Consider the following 17,253-nt stretch of genomic DNA (forward strand, 5'->3'; position numbering starts at 1 on the left):
GTCTCCTTTGTCGCTTTAAGGCGATGACGGGCGCGGAGTGTCGAAGGGGTGCTCTGCAGGGTAATCGATGCGGTCATCCACGAGGGTAGATCATCGCCCGATATATTAGGAAAGCAGTTTTTGTCCGGCGAGATTCTGGCCGGAATCGACCGGGAGCGGCCCTCTCCCTATCGTCACCCCGGACTTGATCCGGGGTCCCGCTTGAGGTCCAAGCCGCTCGATGCGAAGAAGCGGGATCCCGGGTCAAGCCCGGGATGACGGAAGTGGGGGACGGGATGTCCGCTCACCACCCCAAAGCAGACAAAAAGCCCGCCGGAGCCAATGCTCCGGCGGGCTTTTATATTCGGCGGATACGCGGCTTATTCGGCGCGCGCGGGAATTCCGGTCATCAATGTGTGAAGCTCGCCCGCTTCCCACATTTCCATCATGATATCGCTGCCGCCGATGAATTCGCCCTTCACATAGAGCTGGGGGATCGTCGGCCAGTCCGAAAACTCCTTGATGCCCTGGCGGACTTCCATGTCCTGCAGCACATCGACCGTTTCATATTCAACTCCGAGCCGGTCAAGCATCGCGATCGCGCGCGAGGAAAAGCCGCACTGCGGGAAAAGCGGTGTGCCCTTCATGAAGAGCAGCACAGGGTTGTCGGCAACCAGCTTGCCAATGCGGTCGTGGGTGGTGGGGTCGGTCATAGTCAGTCTCCGGTGGCGTCAAGCGCCGCAAATTTCGTGTCAGCCCCTTATGAGGGGATGGCGGTCGTCAATTGCAAGGCATGAAGTTCGCCGCCCATGCGCCCGCCGAGCGCCGCATAGACCGCCTTGTGCTGTGCGACGCGCGTCATCCCGCGAAAGGATTCGCTGACGACATGCGCGGCATAATGGTCGTTGTCACCCGCAAGATCGGTAATCGCGACCTCCGCATCGGGAAATGCCGCGACGATCATCGCCCGCAAATCATCCTCGCGTATACCCATCGGAACGGCCTCAGTTCTGGCTGTCGATGAACTGGCGGCGCGCCTCGGCGGTCTTGTCGTTCAGCACCGAACGGATTTCGGCATCGCTGATCTCGACATTTGCCGCGGTCAGGTCGCCCGCAAGCTTGCGGATGACGTCCTCGTCGCCCGCTTCCTCGAAATCGGCCTGCACGACCGCCTTGGCATAGGCGTCGGTTTCCTCCGGGGTCAGCCCCATGCGCGCGGCCGCCCATTCGCCGACCAGCCGGTTGCGGCGGGCGGTGATGCGGAACTGCACTTCCTGGTCGCGTGCAAATTGGGCCTCGAAGGCGCGTTCACGATCGTCGAATCCGCTCATTTTTTCCTCGTCCGAATGGAGTGTCCCCCTGCAGATAGGTCGCGCGCCCCCCCGGCGCAAGCCGCCTGTGCGGCAGATCACTTCCCTTTCGCTTACGAAGGGTTTACGGTTCTTGTCCAAGGGAATGGGTCGCACCACAGCAATAAAGTTTCCGCCCTGCCGGCGTCACTTCGGCATGGCGTCGCTACGCCTGTGTTTGGGGGATTTGTGATGACCGCTCGACGTCCGCAACTTGTGCCGATTCTGGCGCTGCTGGCTGTTGCCGCGCCCGGAACCGCATTTGCGCAGGGCAGCGACCCGACGCTGCGCGACAGTTTTTCGATCGGCGAGCAGGGCGGCTCGCTTTGCGAAGTGCAGGCGACCGTGCGCGACGGCGTGATCAAGGGCATGTTCGACCGCGCCTGGACGATCGTCTGCCGCGACGCGAGCCAGCCGGTGGGCACCGTCCGCGAACTGCGCGCGACCTCGGCCGATGCGCTCGCCAGAATCGAGCAGGCCCGCGCCGGCACGATCACATGTACCGCCGCCGATGCCTGTACGATCAAGGGCAGCAATATCGCCTGGCGCACACGTATCGAGACCAAAGGCAATGTGACCTATAGCGTCGAGGGATTCGACGCCTATTCGGACGCGCTGAACCTCGCGCTTGAATCGGTGCGTCAGCACAAGGTCGTGCCGGGCGTGATCAAGGTCGCGACGACATCGGTCGGCGGCAACGACGGTTTCGCCCGGACGATTGCCGGGACGATCGACGTCGACAAGGCGCTGGCCGAGGGATATCGCCGCAACCATAGCGGCGATTATGCCGAGGCTGCCGAATTTTTCGAAGCGCTGTCTCGCCGCGCGACGGAAGAACAGTCGGCCGCCGACATCGATCCGACCGAAGTCACATTGAACCGCGCGCTGCAACGTTCGAACCTTGGCGAGTTCGCCGAGGCCGAGCGCCTGTTCGCCGAAGTAGAGGCGATCCCGACCAGCGACCCGGTCCAGCTCCGCCTCCGTCGCAATTTCCGGGCGATCAACGCGCTCAACCAGCGCGACTATGACGGCGCTGCCACGCGGCTCCAGACGCCGATCCCGCCGCTGACGACGGGCGTGACGGTATCGGGCGACGCAGTAACGCTGACGCCGCAGATCGTCGCCGGGGTCAACAGCGGCGACAATGCCCGCGTCATCCGCCAGAGCAACGATCGCGAGCGCCTGTCGCCGCTCGAACGCGCGCAGATCATCGATGCGCAAGCGACGCATCTGCTCGGCACGGTCGAACGACTGCGCGGCAATGCACAGGCAGCGAAGACCGCGCAGCTCAAGGGTCTGACCGACGCGATCGCGGTGCGCGAGGGGCGCGTGACCTCGATCATCCGCCTGCGCTCGCAGATGCTCGGCGAGCTCGCGCTGGCCGAAGAGGCGAGCGGCGACAAGGCCGCGGCCGACGCGCGTTTCCTTGAATCGGTGAACCTGCTCGCCGTCGAATATCCCGAAACCAACGCGCTCGCCTCCGCTCGCGCGCGCTACGCCGCCTTCCTCACCCGTGAGGGCCAGGACGACAAGGCGATGGGCATCTATCGCGAGGTCGTCACCGCGCTTGCCAACACGCAGCGCTCGACGGCGGGCATGGCGAACATGATGGCGCCTTATTACCGGCTGCTCGCCGCACGGTCGGCCACCGAGCCCAAGGCGATCGAGGATTTCTTCGTCGCCAGCCAGCTACAGATCCGCCCGGGCGTCGCCGATACGCAGGCGGTGCTGGCGCGCGAACTGTCGGGCGGCAGCAACGACGGCGCCCGCCTGTTCCGCCAGGCGACGACACTCAATCGTGATCTCGAACGCGCGCGGATCGAGGATGCGCGGCTCGCCCAGTTACCCGACTCGCCCGAAGTCAACGCGCTTCGCGCCGACATCAAGGCGCAGCTCGACAATCTGTCGTTCCAGCAGGCCGAGACCGTCGTCGCGCTGTCGGCTTTCCCGCAATATCGCGTCGTCGCATCGGGCAAACTCGACCTCGCCGAGTTGCAGCAGGTGCTGCGTCCTGACGAAGCCTATCTGAAAATGCTCGTCGTGGGCGACGGCGTATATGCGATGCTGATCGAGCAGGGGGCGGCACAGCTCTGGAAATCGGACATTAGCGCATCGGGGCTCGAAGCCGCCGTCGACACGATCCGCTCGACGATCTCGGTCGTCGAGAATGGCCGCCGCGTCACCTATCCGTTCGACGCCGCAACTTCGTATAAGCTTTATGGCCAGCTTTTCGGCCCCGTTGCGGCACGGCTGCCCTCGGTCCCGCACCTCATTTTCGAGCCCGACGGCGCAATGCTGCGGCTGCCGATCAATCTCCTCATCACCTCCGACGCCGGGCTCGCCGCTTATGAACAACGCCTGCTCGATCCCGACGCCGATCCGTTCGACATGCGCCGCATCGCCTGGCTCGGGCGGACGTCGCGGCCCAGCACGGCGGTCTCGACCCTCGGCTTCCGCAACGCGCGGCAGGCCGCGCCGTCGAAGGCGAGCCATCAATATTTCGGGCTCGGTGAGAATCTGCCCATCAACGGACGACTGCCCTCGCTCGGCACACGCGGCGCCGCAGGCGGCAGCGCCGACGGCGACTGCCTGTGGGATGTCGCGCAATGGGCGCGCCCGATTTCGGCCGACGAGTTGGTGACCGCGCGCAACGCGATGGGCCGCGACGCGGGTGCCCTGCTCACCGGCGGTGCATTCACCGATACCGCGGTGAAAAATCGCGCCGACCTTGGCGACTATCGCATCATCCATTTCGCAACGCACGGCCTCGTCACCGCGCCCCGCCCTTCATGCCCGGCGCGCCCAGCCCTCGTCACCTCGTTCGGCGGCGCAGATTCGGACGGGCTGCTGACCTTCCAGGAAATCTTCGACCTCAAGATCGACGCCGACCTCGTCATCCTCTCGGCGTGCGACACCGCCGGCGCTGCAAGCGTCGCGGCGACGCGCGAGGCTGGCCTTTCGGGCGGCGGCAACGCGCTCGACGGGCTGGTTCGCAGCTTCATCGGAGCGGGTGGACGTTCGGTGATCGCAAGCCACTGGCCGGCCCCCGACGATTTCGACGCGACCAAGCGGTTGATCGGCGGGCTTTTCGCGGCGACCGAAGGCGAAAGCGTCGCCGACGCGCTGTGGGGAACGCAGGTCCGACTGATGGACGACCAGCAAACCTCACATCCCTATTATTGGGCGGGTTTCGCGATCATCGGCGACGGCGGTCAGGCGCTGCTGCATGGCAGCGCGACGGCACGCAACGGAGAGGCTGCCGGCCGCGCCGCCCGCTGATCCGATGAACGCGCCCGAAGCTCTTGTTCCTGCGGCGGATACGCCGGTGCCCGATGGCCAGCGCGCCGCAGTGCCGCTTCGCAAGCGCGTCCGGCGGCTGGTCATGCAGCTTGGCCCGTCGCGGATGGCGGCGACGCTTGCCTTCCTGCTGATCGCGGTTCTGATCGCGCGTTTCAGTTGGCAGATGCCCTTGATCGATGCCGCCGAGCGCGCGCTTTATGACGCGCGCGCGATGCTGATGGCGCCGCATGTCGAACAGGATAAACGCATCACCCTCGTCACCTATAATGACGAGACCCTGTTCAACACGGGCATCCGCTCGCCACTTGACCGCACCCTGCTCGCCAATGCGCTCGGCAATCTCGATCAGATGGGCGCGAAAGCGATCGGCATCGATATCGCGTTCGATTCGCCGCGCCCCGACGACGATCTGCTGAAGGCGCAGCTACGCGCGATGAAGACCCCGACCTGGCTCGCCTATGCCGAGCAGGCGAGCAACCCGAACACGATTTTTTACGAGCAACAGAAATTCCTCGAAGGCTTCATTGCCGACGTCACCACCGACAGGACGAAACCGACGAGCGTGCTGTTCCGCACCGACGACGACAGCGTGATCCGCAACTGGCCCGACCGGCCGAAGAATCTGCCGCCGCTGATGTCGAACGCGCTTGCCCCGGTCGACGCTGCGCATGCGAATTTTCAGGGCAATATCCGCTTCCTCGTCCCCGCGCGTGCTGCCGCCGGGCAGGAGGAACCGGTGTTCGCCAACATCCCGATCGACGCCTTCGCGCTGCCGATGGATGCAGAGATGCGCGCTGGCTTCGCCGAGCTGGTCAAGGGCCGCTATATCCTGATCGGCGGCGACATCATCGACAACGACCAGTTCAATACGCCGCTGAGCCGCTTTCCCGACGCGATCACCGGACAGCATGAGACGATGATCGGGCTCGAGGTCCATGCGCATATGCTCGCGCAGCAACTCGACAAGGCGTGGACCCGCCCGATCGCGGGGCCCGCGTTGTGGGCGCTCGCGGTCTTCATCGTCCTCGCAGGCGGGCTCACCAGCCTCATTGACCTGCGCGCGCGCTGGGTGGCGCTCGCCTTTCTGGGGCAGATGGCTTTCTTCATCGCCTTTCCCTTTTGGCTGCAGGGGCGCGGCGTCGACACGACGACGCTTCCGACCTTTGGTTGGGCGGTCGGCTGGCTGTTCGGTTACGCGGCGGTCGGCACCGCTGCGCGCACCGTCGGATCGCGGCAGCGCGCCTTCGCCCAGTCGGCGCTGGGGAAATATCTGCCCGCCGACGTCGCGGCACAGATCATGCGCGACCCCGACCAGCTTTCGCTCCATGGCGAACGCCGCAACATCTTCTGCGTCTTCACCGACCTCGAAGGCTTTACCAAGCTGAGCCATGCGGTGACGCCGGAAACCGTCGCACGGCTGCTCAACGAATATCTCGACCGCCTGTCGGACATCGTGCTCGAACATGGCGGGACGATCGACAAGTTCGTCGGCGATGCCGTCGTCGCCTTTTGGGGCGCCCCGATCAGCCGTCCCGACGACGGCGAACAGGCCGCCGCCGCGGCGCTCGCGATGTATCAGGCCGGCGAAAAATATCGCGTAGACCTTGCCGCCGAAGATGTCCCGCCGATCGGAATGACGCGCGTGGGCCTGCACGTCGGCGACGCAATCGTGGGCAATTTCGGTGGCGAGGGCCGCATCCAATACACCGCCCTCGGCGACAGCATGAACACCGCATCAAGGCTGGAAGCGGCGAACAAGAGCCTGAAGACCGGGGTGCTGGTTTCCGCCGAAGCGGCGGCACGTTCGCGGCGCGACCACCTGGTGCCGATGGGCCGCGTGACGCTGCGCGGCCGCGCGCAACCGGTCGACGTATTCACGCCGCGCCCCGACCTCGCGCCCGACCAGCGGGAGCGCATCGCCGCGCTGGTCGCCGCGCACGGCGCAGGCGACAAAAAAACCTATGTGACCTGTGCCACAGCAATACAGGCGGATTTCGGTCAGGATGCAGCCATCATGTTTCTGATAAAACGCCTGAACGAGACCAAAGAGGGAGAAAGCTATGTCCTTTCCTGACTTCCGGATGCGCCGCCTCGGCCTCGCCGCCGCTGCCGCCATCGCCGCCGTCGCCTTTGTCGGCACCGCCGCCGCGCAGTCCATGGTCGTCCGCTCGACCGGACCGTCGGCGAGCAAATATCCAGCCGGCGCCAAGCTCAAGTCGACCGACAAGCTGACCCTCGTCGCCGGCGACAGGATCATATTGATGCAGGCGGGCAAGACACGCACGCTGTCGGGGCCCGGTACCTTTGGCGCAACCGGCACCGTGCAAGCGAGCCAGTCGCTCGGCGGCAATGTCACGCGCATGCTCGCCAAAGGCCCGACGATGCGGTCGCGCGGCGGATTTTCACGTGGCGACACGCCAGAGGCGGGCGAGGTCCGCGCACCGAATCTGTGGCTGCTCGACTATCGTGAGGCCGGCACCTTCTGCGTCCTCGACCCGTCGGTATTGATGCTGTGGCGTCCCAATATGGAAGGCGACACCGCGCTCGAAATCGAAAGCGCCGGCAAGAAGACGACTGTCGCAATCGTCGACGGCGCGAATTTCCGCAAATGGCCGACCGATGTCCTGCCGGTGCGATATGGCGCCGACTATCGCCTGTCGGGCGGCGGTCTGGCCAAGCCGGTGACGGTGCGCTTTGCCGCAGTGGAAAATGCGCCCGACACGGTCGAGGGATCGATCGACATGCTGATGGCCAAGGGCTGCTCGCCGCAGCTCAATCGCCTCGTCGACACAATGTCGGACGCCGAAGCCGGATGAGGTGAAACGATGGGCACGGCCATTGTCCGCCGCCCATCCGTCTGATAATTACCCACGGAAATTCCGCCAATAGCGAGACGGAAGATTTCCTTGGGTCGAAATTAGCGCCGCCGGTTGTCTGGTGGAGCCAGTGGAGTTGGCGCATCGCGATCATCGCGGCGCGCCCGTACGCAAGGGGTGGAAATGACCGTGTCGGGGGACTTCGGAATAAATGCGACCGCACGGTCGAAGCGGGCCAGTATTCATCGGATGCTGGCCGGTTCGGCAGGGCTGATCGCCGCGGCGCTGCCCGCCGCCGTACTGGCACAAGCGACGCCGCAAATCCCGACCCGCGAGGAAATCCAGCGCCCGACAGCACCGCCCGCCGTCCAGCCCAACGAACAGATCGTCGCGGTCGACGACGGGATCGAACGCGCACCCTGCCCGCTCGCCAGCCCCGAATTCGCCAACATCCGCTTCACGCTGCGCGCCGTCGAATTTTCGAGCGTCGAGGGCATCGACAATGCGATCCTGGGCCCAAGCTGGTCCGATCGCATCGGGCAGGAACTGCCGATTTCGGCGGTGTGCGATATTCGCGACCACGCCGCGACCATCCTGCGCTCGCGGGGCTATCTTGCCGCGGTCCGCGTTCCCGCACAGACCATCGGTGACGGCGTTGTCCGGCTCGACATTCTTTCGGCGCGCATGTCGCGGATCGAGGTTCGCGGCGATGCCGGCGCGAACGAACGCCTTCTGCAACGCTATCTCTCGCGGCTCGACGACCAGCCGGTGTTCAACATCGTCGACGCCGAACGCTATCTGCTTCTTGCGCGCGATATCCCGGGGATGGATGCGCGCCTGACGCTGCGCCCCGGCGCGGTTCCCGGCGAGGTCGTCGGCGAAGTCACCGTCGCACGCACCCCCTATACATTCGACTTCAACGCGCAGAATTTCGGTTCACGCGACGTCGGCCGCTGGGGCGGCATCGCGCGCGCACGCTTCGCCGGGCTCACCGGCATGGGCGACCTCACCACGGTCAGCTTCTATGCGACCCCCGACTTCGATGAGCAAAAGGTCGTACAGGCGTCGCATGAATTCCGCGTCGGCGGTGAAGGGCTGCGCTTTGGCGCCAGCTATACCTATGCCTGGACGCGCCCCGACATCACCGGCTTTCCGGTGAAGTCGAACACGCAGATCGTCAGCCTCTACGGCTCCTATCCGCTGGTACTGACGCAGGCGCGGCGCGTGACGATCGGCGGCGGGCTCGATTTCATCGATCAGGACATCAGCCTGACCAGCATCCCGATCAACGAGGATCGCCTGCGCGTGCTCCACCTGCGCGCCGATGCGAGCTGGATCGATCCCGGATCGATCGCCGGGCGCGGCGGTTACAGCCCCAGCGAACCGCGCTGGTCGCTTTCGACTTCGCTTGAGGCGCGCAAGGGCGCGTCGTTCCTGGGCGCCAGCGACGATTGCGGCCCCGGCGGCACGGCATGCTTCCTGCCCGGCGCGGTCCCGCTAACGCGGATCGAGGGGAAGCCTGATGCCTTTCTGGTTCGCGCCAACGCGCTCGCCGAATGGCGACCGGCAAAGCTGTTCACGCTGTCGGCAGCGCCGCGCGCGCAATGGGCGGCCGATCCGCTGCTTGCTTATGAGGAGTTTTCGGGCGGCAACTTCACTGTGGGTCGCGGCTTCGATCCGGGCACGGTGATCGGCGACAGCGGCGTCGCGGTCGCGTTGGAGGCGCGATACGGCTCGTTCGTTCCCGCCAATACCGAAAGCTTTGCCTTTCAGCCCTTCGTCTTTTTCGACGCCGCATGGGTGTGGAACAAGGACACCGCTTTCGACGGGCTCGATCCGCAAAAGCTCTATTCGGCGGGCGGCGGCCTGCGCGTCGCTTACGGCGATCTGGCACGGCTCGACATGACGCTCGCCGTGCCGCTCAACCGCGGCGGTTTCCTGGCCGAACGCCCCGACCCGCGGCTGCTCGTTTCGCTGACTACCTTATTCGGCGTGAGGGCGCGCTGACATGACTATTGCATCGAGGACAAATGCCATGCGTGCCATCGTCACCTCCGCGCCAGTAAGCCACGGCAAGCAGCGTCTGATGACGAGCTGCGCAATCGCCGCGGGCATGGCGGCGCTGGCCTATGGCGGCCCCGCGCTGGCGCAGGTCGCGGCGAACCCCATATTTGTTAACGTCGGCGCGGGCACGGGCGTGAATACCGTCGGCACCCAGACCAACGTCACCGTCACGCAGCAGCAAAGCATCATCGCCTGGGTTCCGACCGACACCGCGCCAACGGGCGGCGACATCAATGTGCTGCCGACGGGCTCGACATGGAACTTCAGCGGCGAAGGCGATTACACCGTCCTCAACCGTTTCGTAAACGGCGGCGGCGGTGCGCTCAGCCGCCAGATCGCGCTGAACGGCACGGTCAACAGCGTGGATAGCCTGGCCTCGGGCGCGCGCGGCGGCAATATATGGTTCTATAATGCGGGCGGCATATTGATCGGCGCGAGCGGCGTGATCAACGTCGGCAGCCTGGTCCTCACCAGCAACAATATCATCACCACCGGCGGCCTGTTCGGCCCTTCGGGCGAAATACGCTTCGACGGCACCGCGGGCAGCACCTCCGCGATCACCGTCAATGGCGCGATCAACACCAACATCGGCCTTAACCCCGGCAACAGCTATGTCGCGCTCGTCGCGCCGCGCATCGTGCAGGCAGGCACCGTGCGGACCGACGGTTCGGTCGCTTATGTCGCCGCCGAAGCGGTCGATATCCGCATCAACAACGGCCTGTTCGACATCAATGTCACCCGCGGCGCCGAGGGCGGCAACGTCATCACCCACACCGGCACCACCACGGGGCCAGCGCATCAGCAGGGCGACGTAGATCAAAGCCGCATCTATATGGTCGCCATTCCCAAGAATGACGCCGTAACGATGCTGGTGTCAGGCGCGATCGGTTATGACGACGCGCTGTCGGCTCAGGTCGATCCTGATGGCGCGGTGCGCCTGTCCGCCGGCTACAATATCACGAACGGCGAGCAGAATTTGGCACCGGCGAACGCCACCGCCGCGAATATCGTCGCCAACGATACGCTGTTCCGCAGCAACACGCTCGCACGCGCCAGCGGCACCTTTGCCGGCGGGGCGCTTCAACAGATCCCGGGGTCGCCTCCCCCGCTGTCGTCGGCCGGACGCATCTTCGTCGAGGGTGACGGGACTTTCAGCGGCGATGCAGGCGCAACGCTGAATGTCGGCACGGGGCAACAAGGCGGGGCCACGGGCAATCTGATCGTCCGGTCGGATGGAGCGCCCGGCGCGGCCGGGACCGTCGCGGTGAACGTCACCGGCGGTTCGCTGACGACCGGCAATCTGTTGCAGATTACCGCGCTGGGCCAGCCCGCCACCGTAACCGGCGACAGCCAGGGCGGAACGGCCAGTCTGACGGTGACGGGCGGCACCGTGACATCGCCGACGATCATGGTATCCGCGCTTGCCGTTGCCGGTGACGGAACAAATGGCGACACGGGGAATGCCCGCGGCGGCAATGCCAGCATTTCCGTCCGCAACGCCGGCACGGCGCTGAACGCCGGTACCGTGACCGTCGACGCGTCGGCTTTCGGCTCGACCAACATCGCCCTGCCAACGGGAAGCGACGCGCAAGGCGGCACGTCCACATTGACGGTCGCCGATGGCGCAAGCTTTCGCGCGACAACCAGTGTGTCGATCGACGCGAACGGCAGCGGGGGATTTGGCCCGGTTCAGGCGGGCAACGGAACGGGTGGCACCGCGCGCATCGACATCCTGGGCGCGAACAGCTCGTTCGAATCCGTGCGTACAACGATCGAGGCGACCGGCACCGGGGGAAGTTTCTCCGGCCCCGACGACACGCTGAACGGCGGCGACGGAACGGGCGGCAACGCCACTGTCGTCATAAATAGCGACAATGGCGGGATAAAATCGCTTGGTATCCTTTCGCTCAACGCGAGTGGACAGGGCGGCGGCGCAGGCGGCGAAAATTCGGTCGGCGGCGACGCGCTGGGCGGCACGGCGAGCCTGACGGCCGACGGCGGCGCCACCGCACAGGCCACCTCGATCGAAATCACCGCTTCGGCAGAGGCCGGAGGCGCGCTCAGCGTCAGCGGCACAACCGGCCGATCGGGTAATGCGCGCGGCAACAATGTGACATTGAGCGCAACCAACGGCTCGACAATCAACAGCAGCGGCGTCGTCAATCTTACGGCGACGGGTTTGGTGTTGGCGGGCGAGCATTTTGGCGCCGGTACCGGCGGCAACGTCAATGTCAGCGCGACGGCAGGCGGCGCGGTAACCAGCAGCAACCGGTTCAATGTCGATGCATCGGCCGGAAACCGGTCCAACACGATCGGGCAAAGCGCGGGCGACGGAATTGGCGGCAATGTCGATTTTGTTGCCGACGGCGGCACCATTCGCGCCGAGGTCTATGACGTCGATGTCAGCAGCGACACGGTCAACGTGGCCGGAATCGGCGGCAACGCGCAGGGCGGCACCATCAACCTGTTCGCGCGCGGCGGCGGACAGATTGCCGCGACGCTCGATGCAACGAACGTCTTCAACGCCAGCGCGACAACGGGCATCAGCACGGCCGGAACGAACGCGACCGGCGGGACGATCCAGCTCATCGCCGACGCGGGCAGCATCAACCTGGCAGTCGGCGCCATCGTCGCGGCCGGAGGGGTTTCGGGCGGCGCAACGGATGCGGCGGCACCCATTTCGTCGGGGACCGGCGGCACGATATTGGTTCGGACCGTCGCCGAAGCCACGGACAGCAGCGCAATCAGCCTCGGCGATTTCGAAGCATCGGCCGAGGGGCGAACCGAGGTCGACGAGGAAAGCGCGCCCGGGCTTCCGCGCGAAAGCTCGGGTCGGGGCCAAGGCGGCGACGTCGATTTCGACATCCAGGGCGGCACGCTGAACGCGGGATCGATCGACGTCTCGGCAAACGGATATGGCGGTAACGGCGCCGCCGATCGCAGCCTCGGTACCGGCGGCACCGCGACCTTTACCCAGACGGGCGGTACGGCGACTATCAACGATCTGCGCGTGAGCGCCGACGGCTTTGGCGGCGTCGTGCAGGGTCAGTCAGGCGCGGGCTTCGGCGGCACCGCGACAATCAATCTGCTCGGCGGCACGATCAATGCCGCCGATATCCGCGCGACCGCGGACGGCGAAGGCGGCGAGGGCTCATCCGGCACCGATGAGGACCCGATCAACATCATCCCGGGCGGGATCGGCGGGATCGGCCGTGGCGGCACCGCGACGATCAATATCGAAGGGGCCGCCATCGTCGGCGCGAGCGTCATCGAAGCGAGCGCCGCGGGCGCAGGCGGGACCGGCGGCGAATTTTTCAACTTCTCCAGCTTCGGCGGTGTGCCGGGCACGCCGGGCGCTGGCGGCGACGGGATCGGCGGCGACGCGACGGTGAATGTCCGCGGCGGCACGACGACGGCCGCCGGCATGGTCGCCAATGCATCGGGACTGGGCGGCACCGGCGGTGCAAGCTTCTTTTCAAGCAGCAGCGGCGCCGCGACCGGCGTCGGTGTCGGCGGCGACGGTGGCACGGGCCGCGGCGGCACGGCCACGATCGCGCTCGAAACAGCGATCGGCGGCGTCAGTACTGCGAACAGCATCGCGCTCGGCTCCGGCGGCGCAGGCGGCGACCACAATGTCGGCGGCAATGGCGGCGACGGCTTCGGCGGCATTGCTCAGGCAATAGTCGCAGGTTTCGACGCAGGCGAACTTGCCGTCACGCTCAATTCGACCGGAATCGGCGGTAACGGCGCCAATGGGCGCGATGGCGCGGGTGGCAATGGCGGCGATGGCGCAGGCGGTACGTCGCGCGTACTGGCCGATGGCGCAGGGGCGAGCCTGACTGCCCTTGAAAGCAATTTCATTTCCGGCGGGACGGGCGGCAATGGCGGCGCCGGCGGGCTGGCCTTTGCTGCGACCCCGGCGGTCGCGCCGAACGGTGGCAATGGCGGCAATGGTCAGGGCGGTACGGTCGAAATCGTCGCCAGTGAGGGCGGCACCGTCACCCTTGGCTTCCTGACCGGCGACAGCGTCGTCCTAAATAGCACCGGCCGCGGGGGCATCGGCGGTATTGGATCCAATGGCGGTTTCTTCGGCAATTCGACCGGCGGCGATGGCGGCAATGGCGGCGCTGGGACCGGCGGCACCGTCCTGTTGCAAGCCAATGGTGGGACGATCACATCGAACGGCGAAGCCGTCGATATCACCGTCAACGGCATATCGGGCGAAGCGGGCGTCGGCGGCACGGGCGCAGGCACCGGCGGCAATGGTGCGAACGGCGGCTTCAGCGGAACCAGGGGCGGCCGCGTCGCGATCGAGGCCGCCGCAGGCGCCTCCGGTCCCGGTCGGATCGATCTTGGCCCGTCAAGCATCACCGCGAACGGCGACATCGCAGGCCGCATCGAAATCCGCGCCGGCGGCGATATCGCTTTCGCAGGGCTCGAGGCACAGGCACTGGGCGTCGCGGCGCCGACGAACAACGATACCGACGAAGCCCTTGCGGGCATCTTCATCGCGCCGACCAGCGGTACGATTTCCAGCCAGGGCGACGTCACGCTGACGACCGACGGCTCGGTCGGCGTGTACGCCCAGTCGGACGGCATGTTCGATGTCGACGGCATATTGACCATCACGGCGGGCGACCAGATCGATATCCGGCACGACCTCCGCGAAGGCACGGCGGCAACGCTTCGGGCCAGCGACGGCCTGATCGCGTCGGCAACGACCAGCATCAGCGCGGCACCGGGCAGCCTGCTCGGCGCTGGCGACCTGCTTTCGTTGAGCGCGACCGGCCCGACGGGCACCATCGGCGTCGACCGCCTCGCGGGCAATAACATCGCCCTCAGCAGCCTTGGCGCCGCAAGCGTCGAACATGCCGAGGCGGTGGGCGACTTCACCGCGACCGCCGGCAGCTTCCGCACCGGGCTCAACTCGATCATCACCGGCGGCAACATCACGGTGTCCTCGCCGGGAGCGGTCGATCTCGGCAATTCGACCGCAGGCGGCTTCGTGCAGGTGTTCGGCCAGTCGATTGCCTTCAACAATATCGATGCCGGCCTGTCGATCAACCTCTCGGCCGAAGGAACGGCGCCCGGCGCCGAAGGCATAAGGGGCGTGTCGCTGAATGCCGGCGAGGACATCAACCTCTTCGCGAACAGCATCGCGCTGACCGGCAATGTCACGGGCGACGCCTCTTTCTTCGCCTTTTCCGGCGGCGGCGCCGTTTCGGTGAACAATGCCGATGTTGCCGGCAATATCTCGATCTTCTCGGCCGCCGACCTCACCGGCACCTATATTTCGGGCGGCAATATCTTTCTGAACAGCGACGCCAATATCGACGCATCGGCGCAGGCGAACGGCGGCTATGTCGATGCCAACGGCGTCGCGGCGCAGGGCAATATGTTCGCCGACGCCGTCGGCAACGTCACGCTGACCGACAGCTCGGCCGCGCGAATGTTCGGCGTCAACAGCGGCGGCGCCGCGACAATCACCGACGCCGCCGCCGGGGAAGACATGCTGGTACGCGCGGGGACGACGGCCAGCCTGACCCGCGCCTCGGCGGGGGACGACCTGACGGTTCAGGCGGTTGGCGATATTACCGCCAACGATGTCCGCACGACCGGAGCGGCGCCCGACACGCATATCTTCGAATATTCGGTCGGATCATCGGGCGGTGTCTTCACGATCGGCACCGGTGAAGGGTCGCAGGGCATCAACGGCGCCGATATCGTGATGGCCTCTTCGGCTGGCGCGATCAACGCCGCCGCTCTCTCGGCGGGCGACGATATCTTGCTCAACGCCGCGAACGGCATCGCGGTCAACGGCGCGACCACGCTGGGCCTCGGCACGACGGGCGGCGACAGCAGCGTCCGCACGCAGGGCGGCGCGACGACGATCGGCAATGTCGACAGCTTCAGCGACGTCATCGTCGACGCCGCGGGCGCCGCCAATCTCGCCGGTCCGGTCGCGGCGGGTCGCGATGTCACGATCAACGCCGCGTCGGTCGGCCTGGCGACCCTGACCGGGCCCGGCGGGGCGATCGATACGCTGACCGCCGATCGCAATATCACGGTCAATTCGGGTGCGGGTATCAGCGGCGGCGGAACGCAGGCGTCTGGCGATGTCATCCTGACGGCAGCGACCGCCATCGACGTCACGCACGTCGGCGGCGGCACGAGCGTCGCGCTCAATGGAGCAAGCGGGGTAACTGCCGGCACCGTCTCCTCGTCGGGGACGACCAGCCTCGACAGCGCGGGCGGCAACATCCGGATCGGCGGGCTCGTCTCCAGCGACACGATCGCCGCCAGCGCCAATGCGATCCGCATCGAAGGCGGCGGCAACATGCACTTCACGTCGCTGAACGCCGCGATCGGCGACGCCTATGTTCGCGGCAACGGCGATTTCTCGGTCGACAATGGCAGCGTTGCGGGAACCGCCGACTTCGCAACCAGCGGCGAGGCGATGAACATCATCGCGCTGACCGCAGCCAATGCGAATATCGCGAACGACGGCGGCTTCCTTACGCTCGGCGCGGTCAACGTCGCGGGCGACCTGAGCGCGTCGGCACGGTCGAACCTTGCCGTCACCGGCGTTGTGACCGGCCAGTCGATCTCGCTCGAATCCGCCGACATCGCGATCGCCTCCGGCGCCCGTGTCGGCACGGCCGGTGTTACGCAGCAATTGTCGATCGAAAACAACAACGTCGACAACCAGACTTTCGTCGGCGGCACCGCGGGCTCCAATGGGCCCAACGGCTATCATATCGACGCCGACGAACTGACGCGCCTTTATGGTACGCAGATCGAAATCTTTGCGCCCGAGGTTCAGGCCGTAGGCGGCGGGTCGGTGGGATCGGCCGAGCCGCCTGATGTGATCGTCGACACGTTTACGATGACAGGTGGCGCGTCGAACTCCAATCTTGGCGCCAATGGCGCGCTGACGATCCGCACGCCGGGCAAGATGCGCGTTATCGGCAATGTCCAGCTTACGGGTCTGACCGACGCCAACATGCTGAATCTGGTCGCAAATGACGCGCTGGAGGTGATCCTTGGCCAAGGCACGGTCCGCCTCGTCAACGGCAGCAGTCCGGCCGGGCAGCTCAACCTTGAATCTGACGATGTCATCGTCGCGACACAGGCGGCGATCGGCGACGTCGGCGCGGCAAGAAGCATGGACGCCATCAACGCGCGGCTCGGTGAGAATGACGGCGTCGTGCTGGACGAAGGCGCGCTCTTCGCTCGCGGCATCCGCGCCAATGTTGTCGGCGGCTTCTATGTCCAGAACAGCGGCGCCGGGACCGATCTGGCACAGCGCCGCGGGCTGACCTTCGGCGCCGGCGGCCTCGACGTGCAGACGCAGGGGCAGTCGCGCATCGTCATCAATGGCGTGCAAATCGGGCCCAACGGGCAGGTTACCGGCCTGGAGGCCCTTCAGCTTCTTACCATCCGCGGCGCGGCGCCGGTGGTCGGCACCTATGATCGCCGCTCCACTGTCAACGGTTGTTTCATCGCCTCGCCGACGGCCTGCACCACGGTCGCCATCGATTTCGAAAACAGCTTCCCCGTCCAGGACATCATCGACGAAGAAGTCGACGACGATGGGCGCGGAGAGGGCAATAATTTCCCGCAGGCGCTTATCACGATGCGCGACATCGATCCGATGACCGGCGAGCCGCTGCTCGACGATCCGGTGACCGGCGCGGGCAATGACGATTTGTGGACGCCGCCGCAGCAATAGGGTCAGGACCCTC

8 protein-coding genes are annotated in these 17,253 nt (G+C 66.0%); 5 read left to right on the top strand and 3 right to left on the bottom strand.

Going from position 1 to position 17,253, the window contains the following annotated elements; all coding sequences use genetic code 11:
* Positions 1-359 precede the first annotated feature (359 nt).
* Genes grxD through SC1_RS15145 form a run of 3 tightly spaced genes read right to left on the bottom strand, consistent with a single transcriptional unit; the run spans position 360 to position 1,310 of the window.
* The gene (gene grxD / locus SC1_RS15135) at positions 360-692 is read right to left on the bottom strand and encodes a Grx4 family monothiol glutaredoxin (protein ID WP_062184472.1); all 333 of its coding nucleotides are present in this window, start codon (positions 690-692) and stop codon (positions 360-362) included.
* A 47-nt stretch (positions 693-739) separates the two neighbouring features.
* Positions 740-973, bottom strand: a complete 234-nt coding sequence (locus SC1_RS15140) for a BolA/IbaG family iron-sulfur metabolism protein (protein ID WP_062184475.1) — start codon at positions 971-973, stop codon at positions 740-742.
* A gap of 10 nt (positions 974-983) precedes the next feature.
* A complete protein-coding gene (locus tag SC1_RS15145) occupies positions 984-1,310 on the bottom strand; it encodes a DUF1476 domain-containing protein (protein WP_062184478.1) in 327 nt (108 codons plus the stop codon).
* 210 nt (positions 1,311-1,520) lie between these two features.
* Here SC1_RS15145 and SC1_RS15150 point away from each other — a divergent pair, with 210 nt between their 5' ends.
* The 5 genes from SC1_RS15150 to SC1_RS15170 all read left to right on the top strand — a co-directional run bounded on the left by SC1_RS15150 (position 1,521) and on the right by SC1_RS15170 (position 17,240).
* Complete coding sequence (locus SC1_RS15150) at positions 1,521-4,607, top strand: CHAT domain-containing protein (protein ID WP_062184481.1); 3,087 nt, start codon at positions 1,521-1,523, stop codon at positions 4,605-4,607.
* A gap of 4 nt (positions 4,608-4,611) precedes the next feature.
* Complete coding sequence (locus SC1_RS15155) at positions 4,612-6,702, top strand: adenylate/guanylate cyclase domain-containing protein (protein ID WP_062186788.1); 2,091 nt, start codon at positions 4,612-4,614, stop codon at positions 6,700-6,702.
* Complete coding sequence (locus SC1_RS15160; protein ID WP_062184484.1) at positions 6,689-7,444, top strand: hypothetical protein; 756 nt, start codon at positions 6,689-6,691, stop codon at positions 7,442-7,444. The genes SC1_RS15155 and SC1_RS15160 overlap by 14 nt, the downstream gene beginning before the upstream one ends.
* Before the next feature lie 183 nt (positions 7,445-7,627).
* Positions 7,628-9,451: a ShlB/FhaC/HecB family hemolysin secretion/activation protein gene (locus tag SC1_RS15165; RefSeq protein WP_062184487.1), complete on the top strand. Its 1,824-nt coding sequence runs from the start codon at positions 7,628-7,630 to the stop codon at positions 9,449-9,451.
* 28 nt (positions 9,452-9,479) lie between these two features.
* The gene (locus tag SC1_RS15170; RefSeq protein WP_062184490.1) at positions 9,480-17,240 is read left to right on the top strand and encodes a hypothetical protein; all 7,761 of its coding nucleotides are present in this window, start codon (positions 9,480-9,482) and stop codon (positions 17,238-17,240) included.
* The last annotated feature ends 13 nt before the right edge of the window (positions 17,241-17,253 follow it).

Source organism: Sphingopyxis sp. C-1, assembly GCF_001047015.1.
Classification (GTDB): Bacteria; Pseudomonadota; Alphaproteobacteria; order Sphingomonadales; family Sphingomonadaceae; genus Sphingopyxis.

What these genes read in the sequence shown, in the direction of transcription:
- grxD (WP_062184472.1), bottom strand. Translation starts at nt 692, where the DNA reads ATGACCGACCCCACCACCCACGACCGCATTGGCAAGCTGGTTGCCGAC.
- SC1_RS15140 (WP_062184475.1), bottom strand. Translation starts at nt 973, where the DNA reads ATGGGTATACGCGAGGATGATTTGCGGGCGATGATCGTCGCGGCATTT.
- SC1_RS15145 (WP_062184478.1), bottom strand. Translation starts at nt 1,310, where the DNA reads ATGAGCGGATTCGACGATCGTGAACGCGCCTTCGAGGCCCAATTTGCA.
- SC1_RS15150 (WP_062184481.1), top strand. Translation starts at nt 1,521, where the DNA reads ATGACCGCTCGACGTCCGCAACTTGTGCCGATTCTGGCGCTGCTGGCT.
- SC1_RS15155 (WP_062186788.1), top strand. Translation starts at nt 4,612, where the DNA reads ATGAACGCGCCCGAAGCTCTTGTTCCTGCGGCGGATACGCCGGTGCCC.
- SC1_RS15160 (WP_062184484.1), top strand. Translation starts at nt 6,689, where the DNA reads ATGTCCTTTCCTGACTTCCGGATGCGCCGCCTCGGCCTCGCCGCCGCT.
- SC1_RS15165 (WP_062184487.1), top strand. Translation starts at nt 7,628, where the DNA reads ATGACCGTGTCGGGGGACTTCGGAATAAATGCGACCGCACGGTCGAAG.
- SC1_RS15170 (WP_062184490.1), top strand. Translation starts at nt 9,480, where the DNA reads ATGCGTGCCATCGTCACCTCCGCGCCAGTAAGCCACGGCAAGCAGCGT.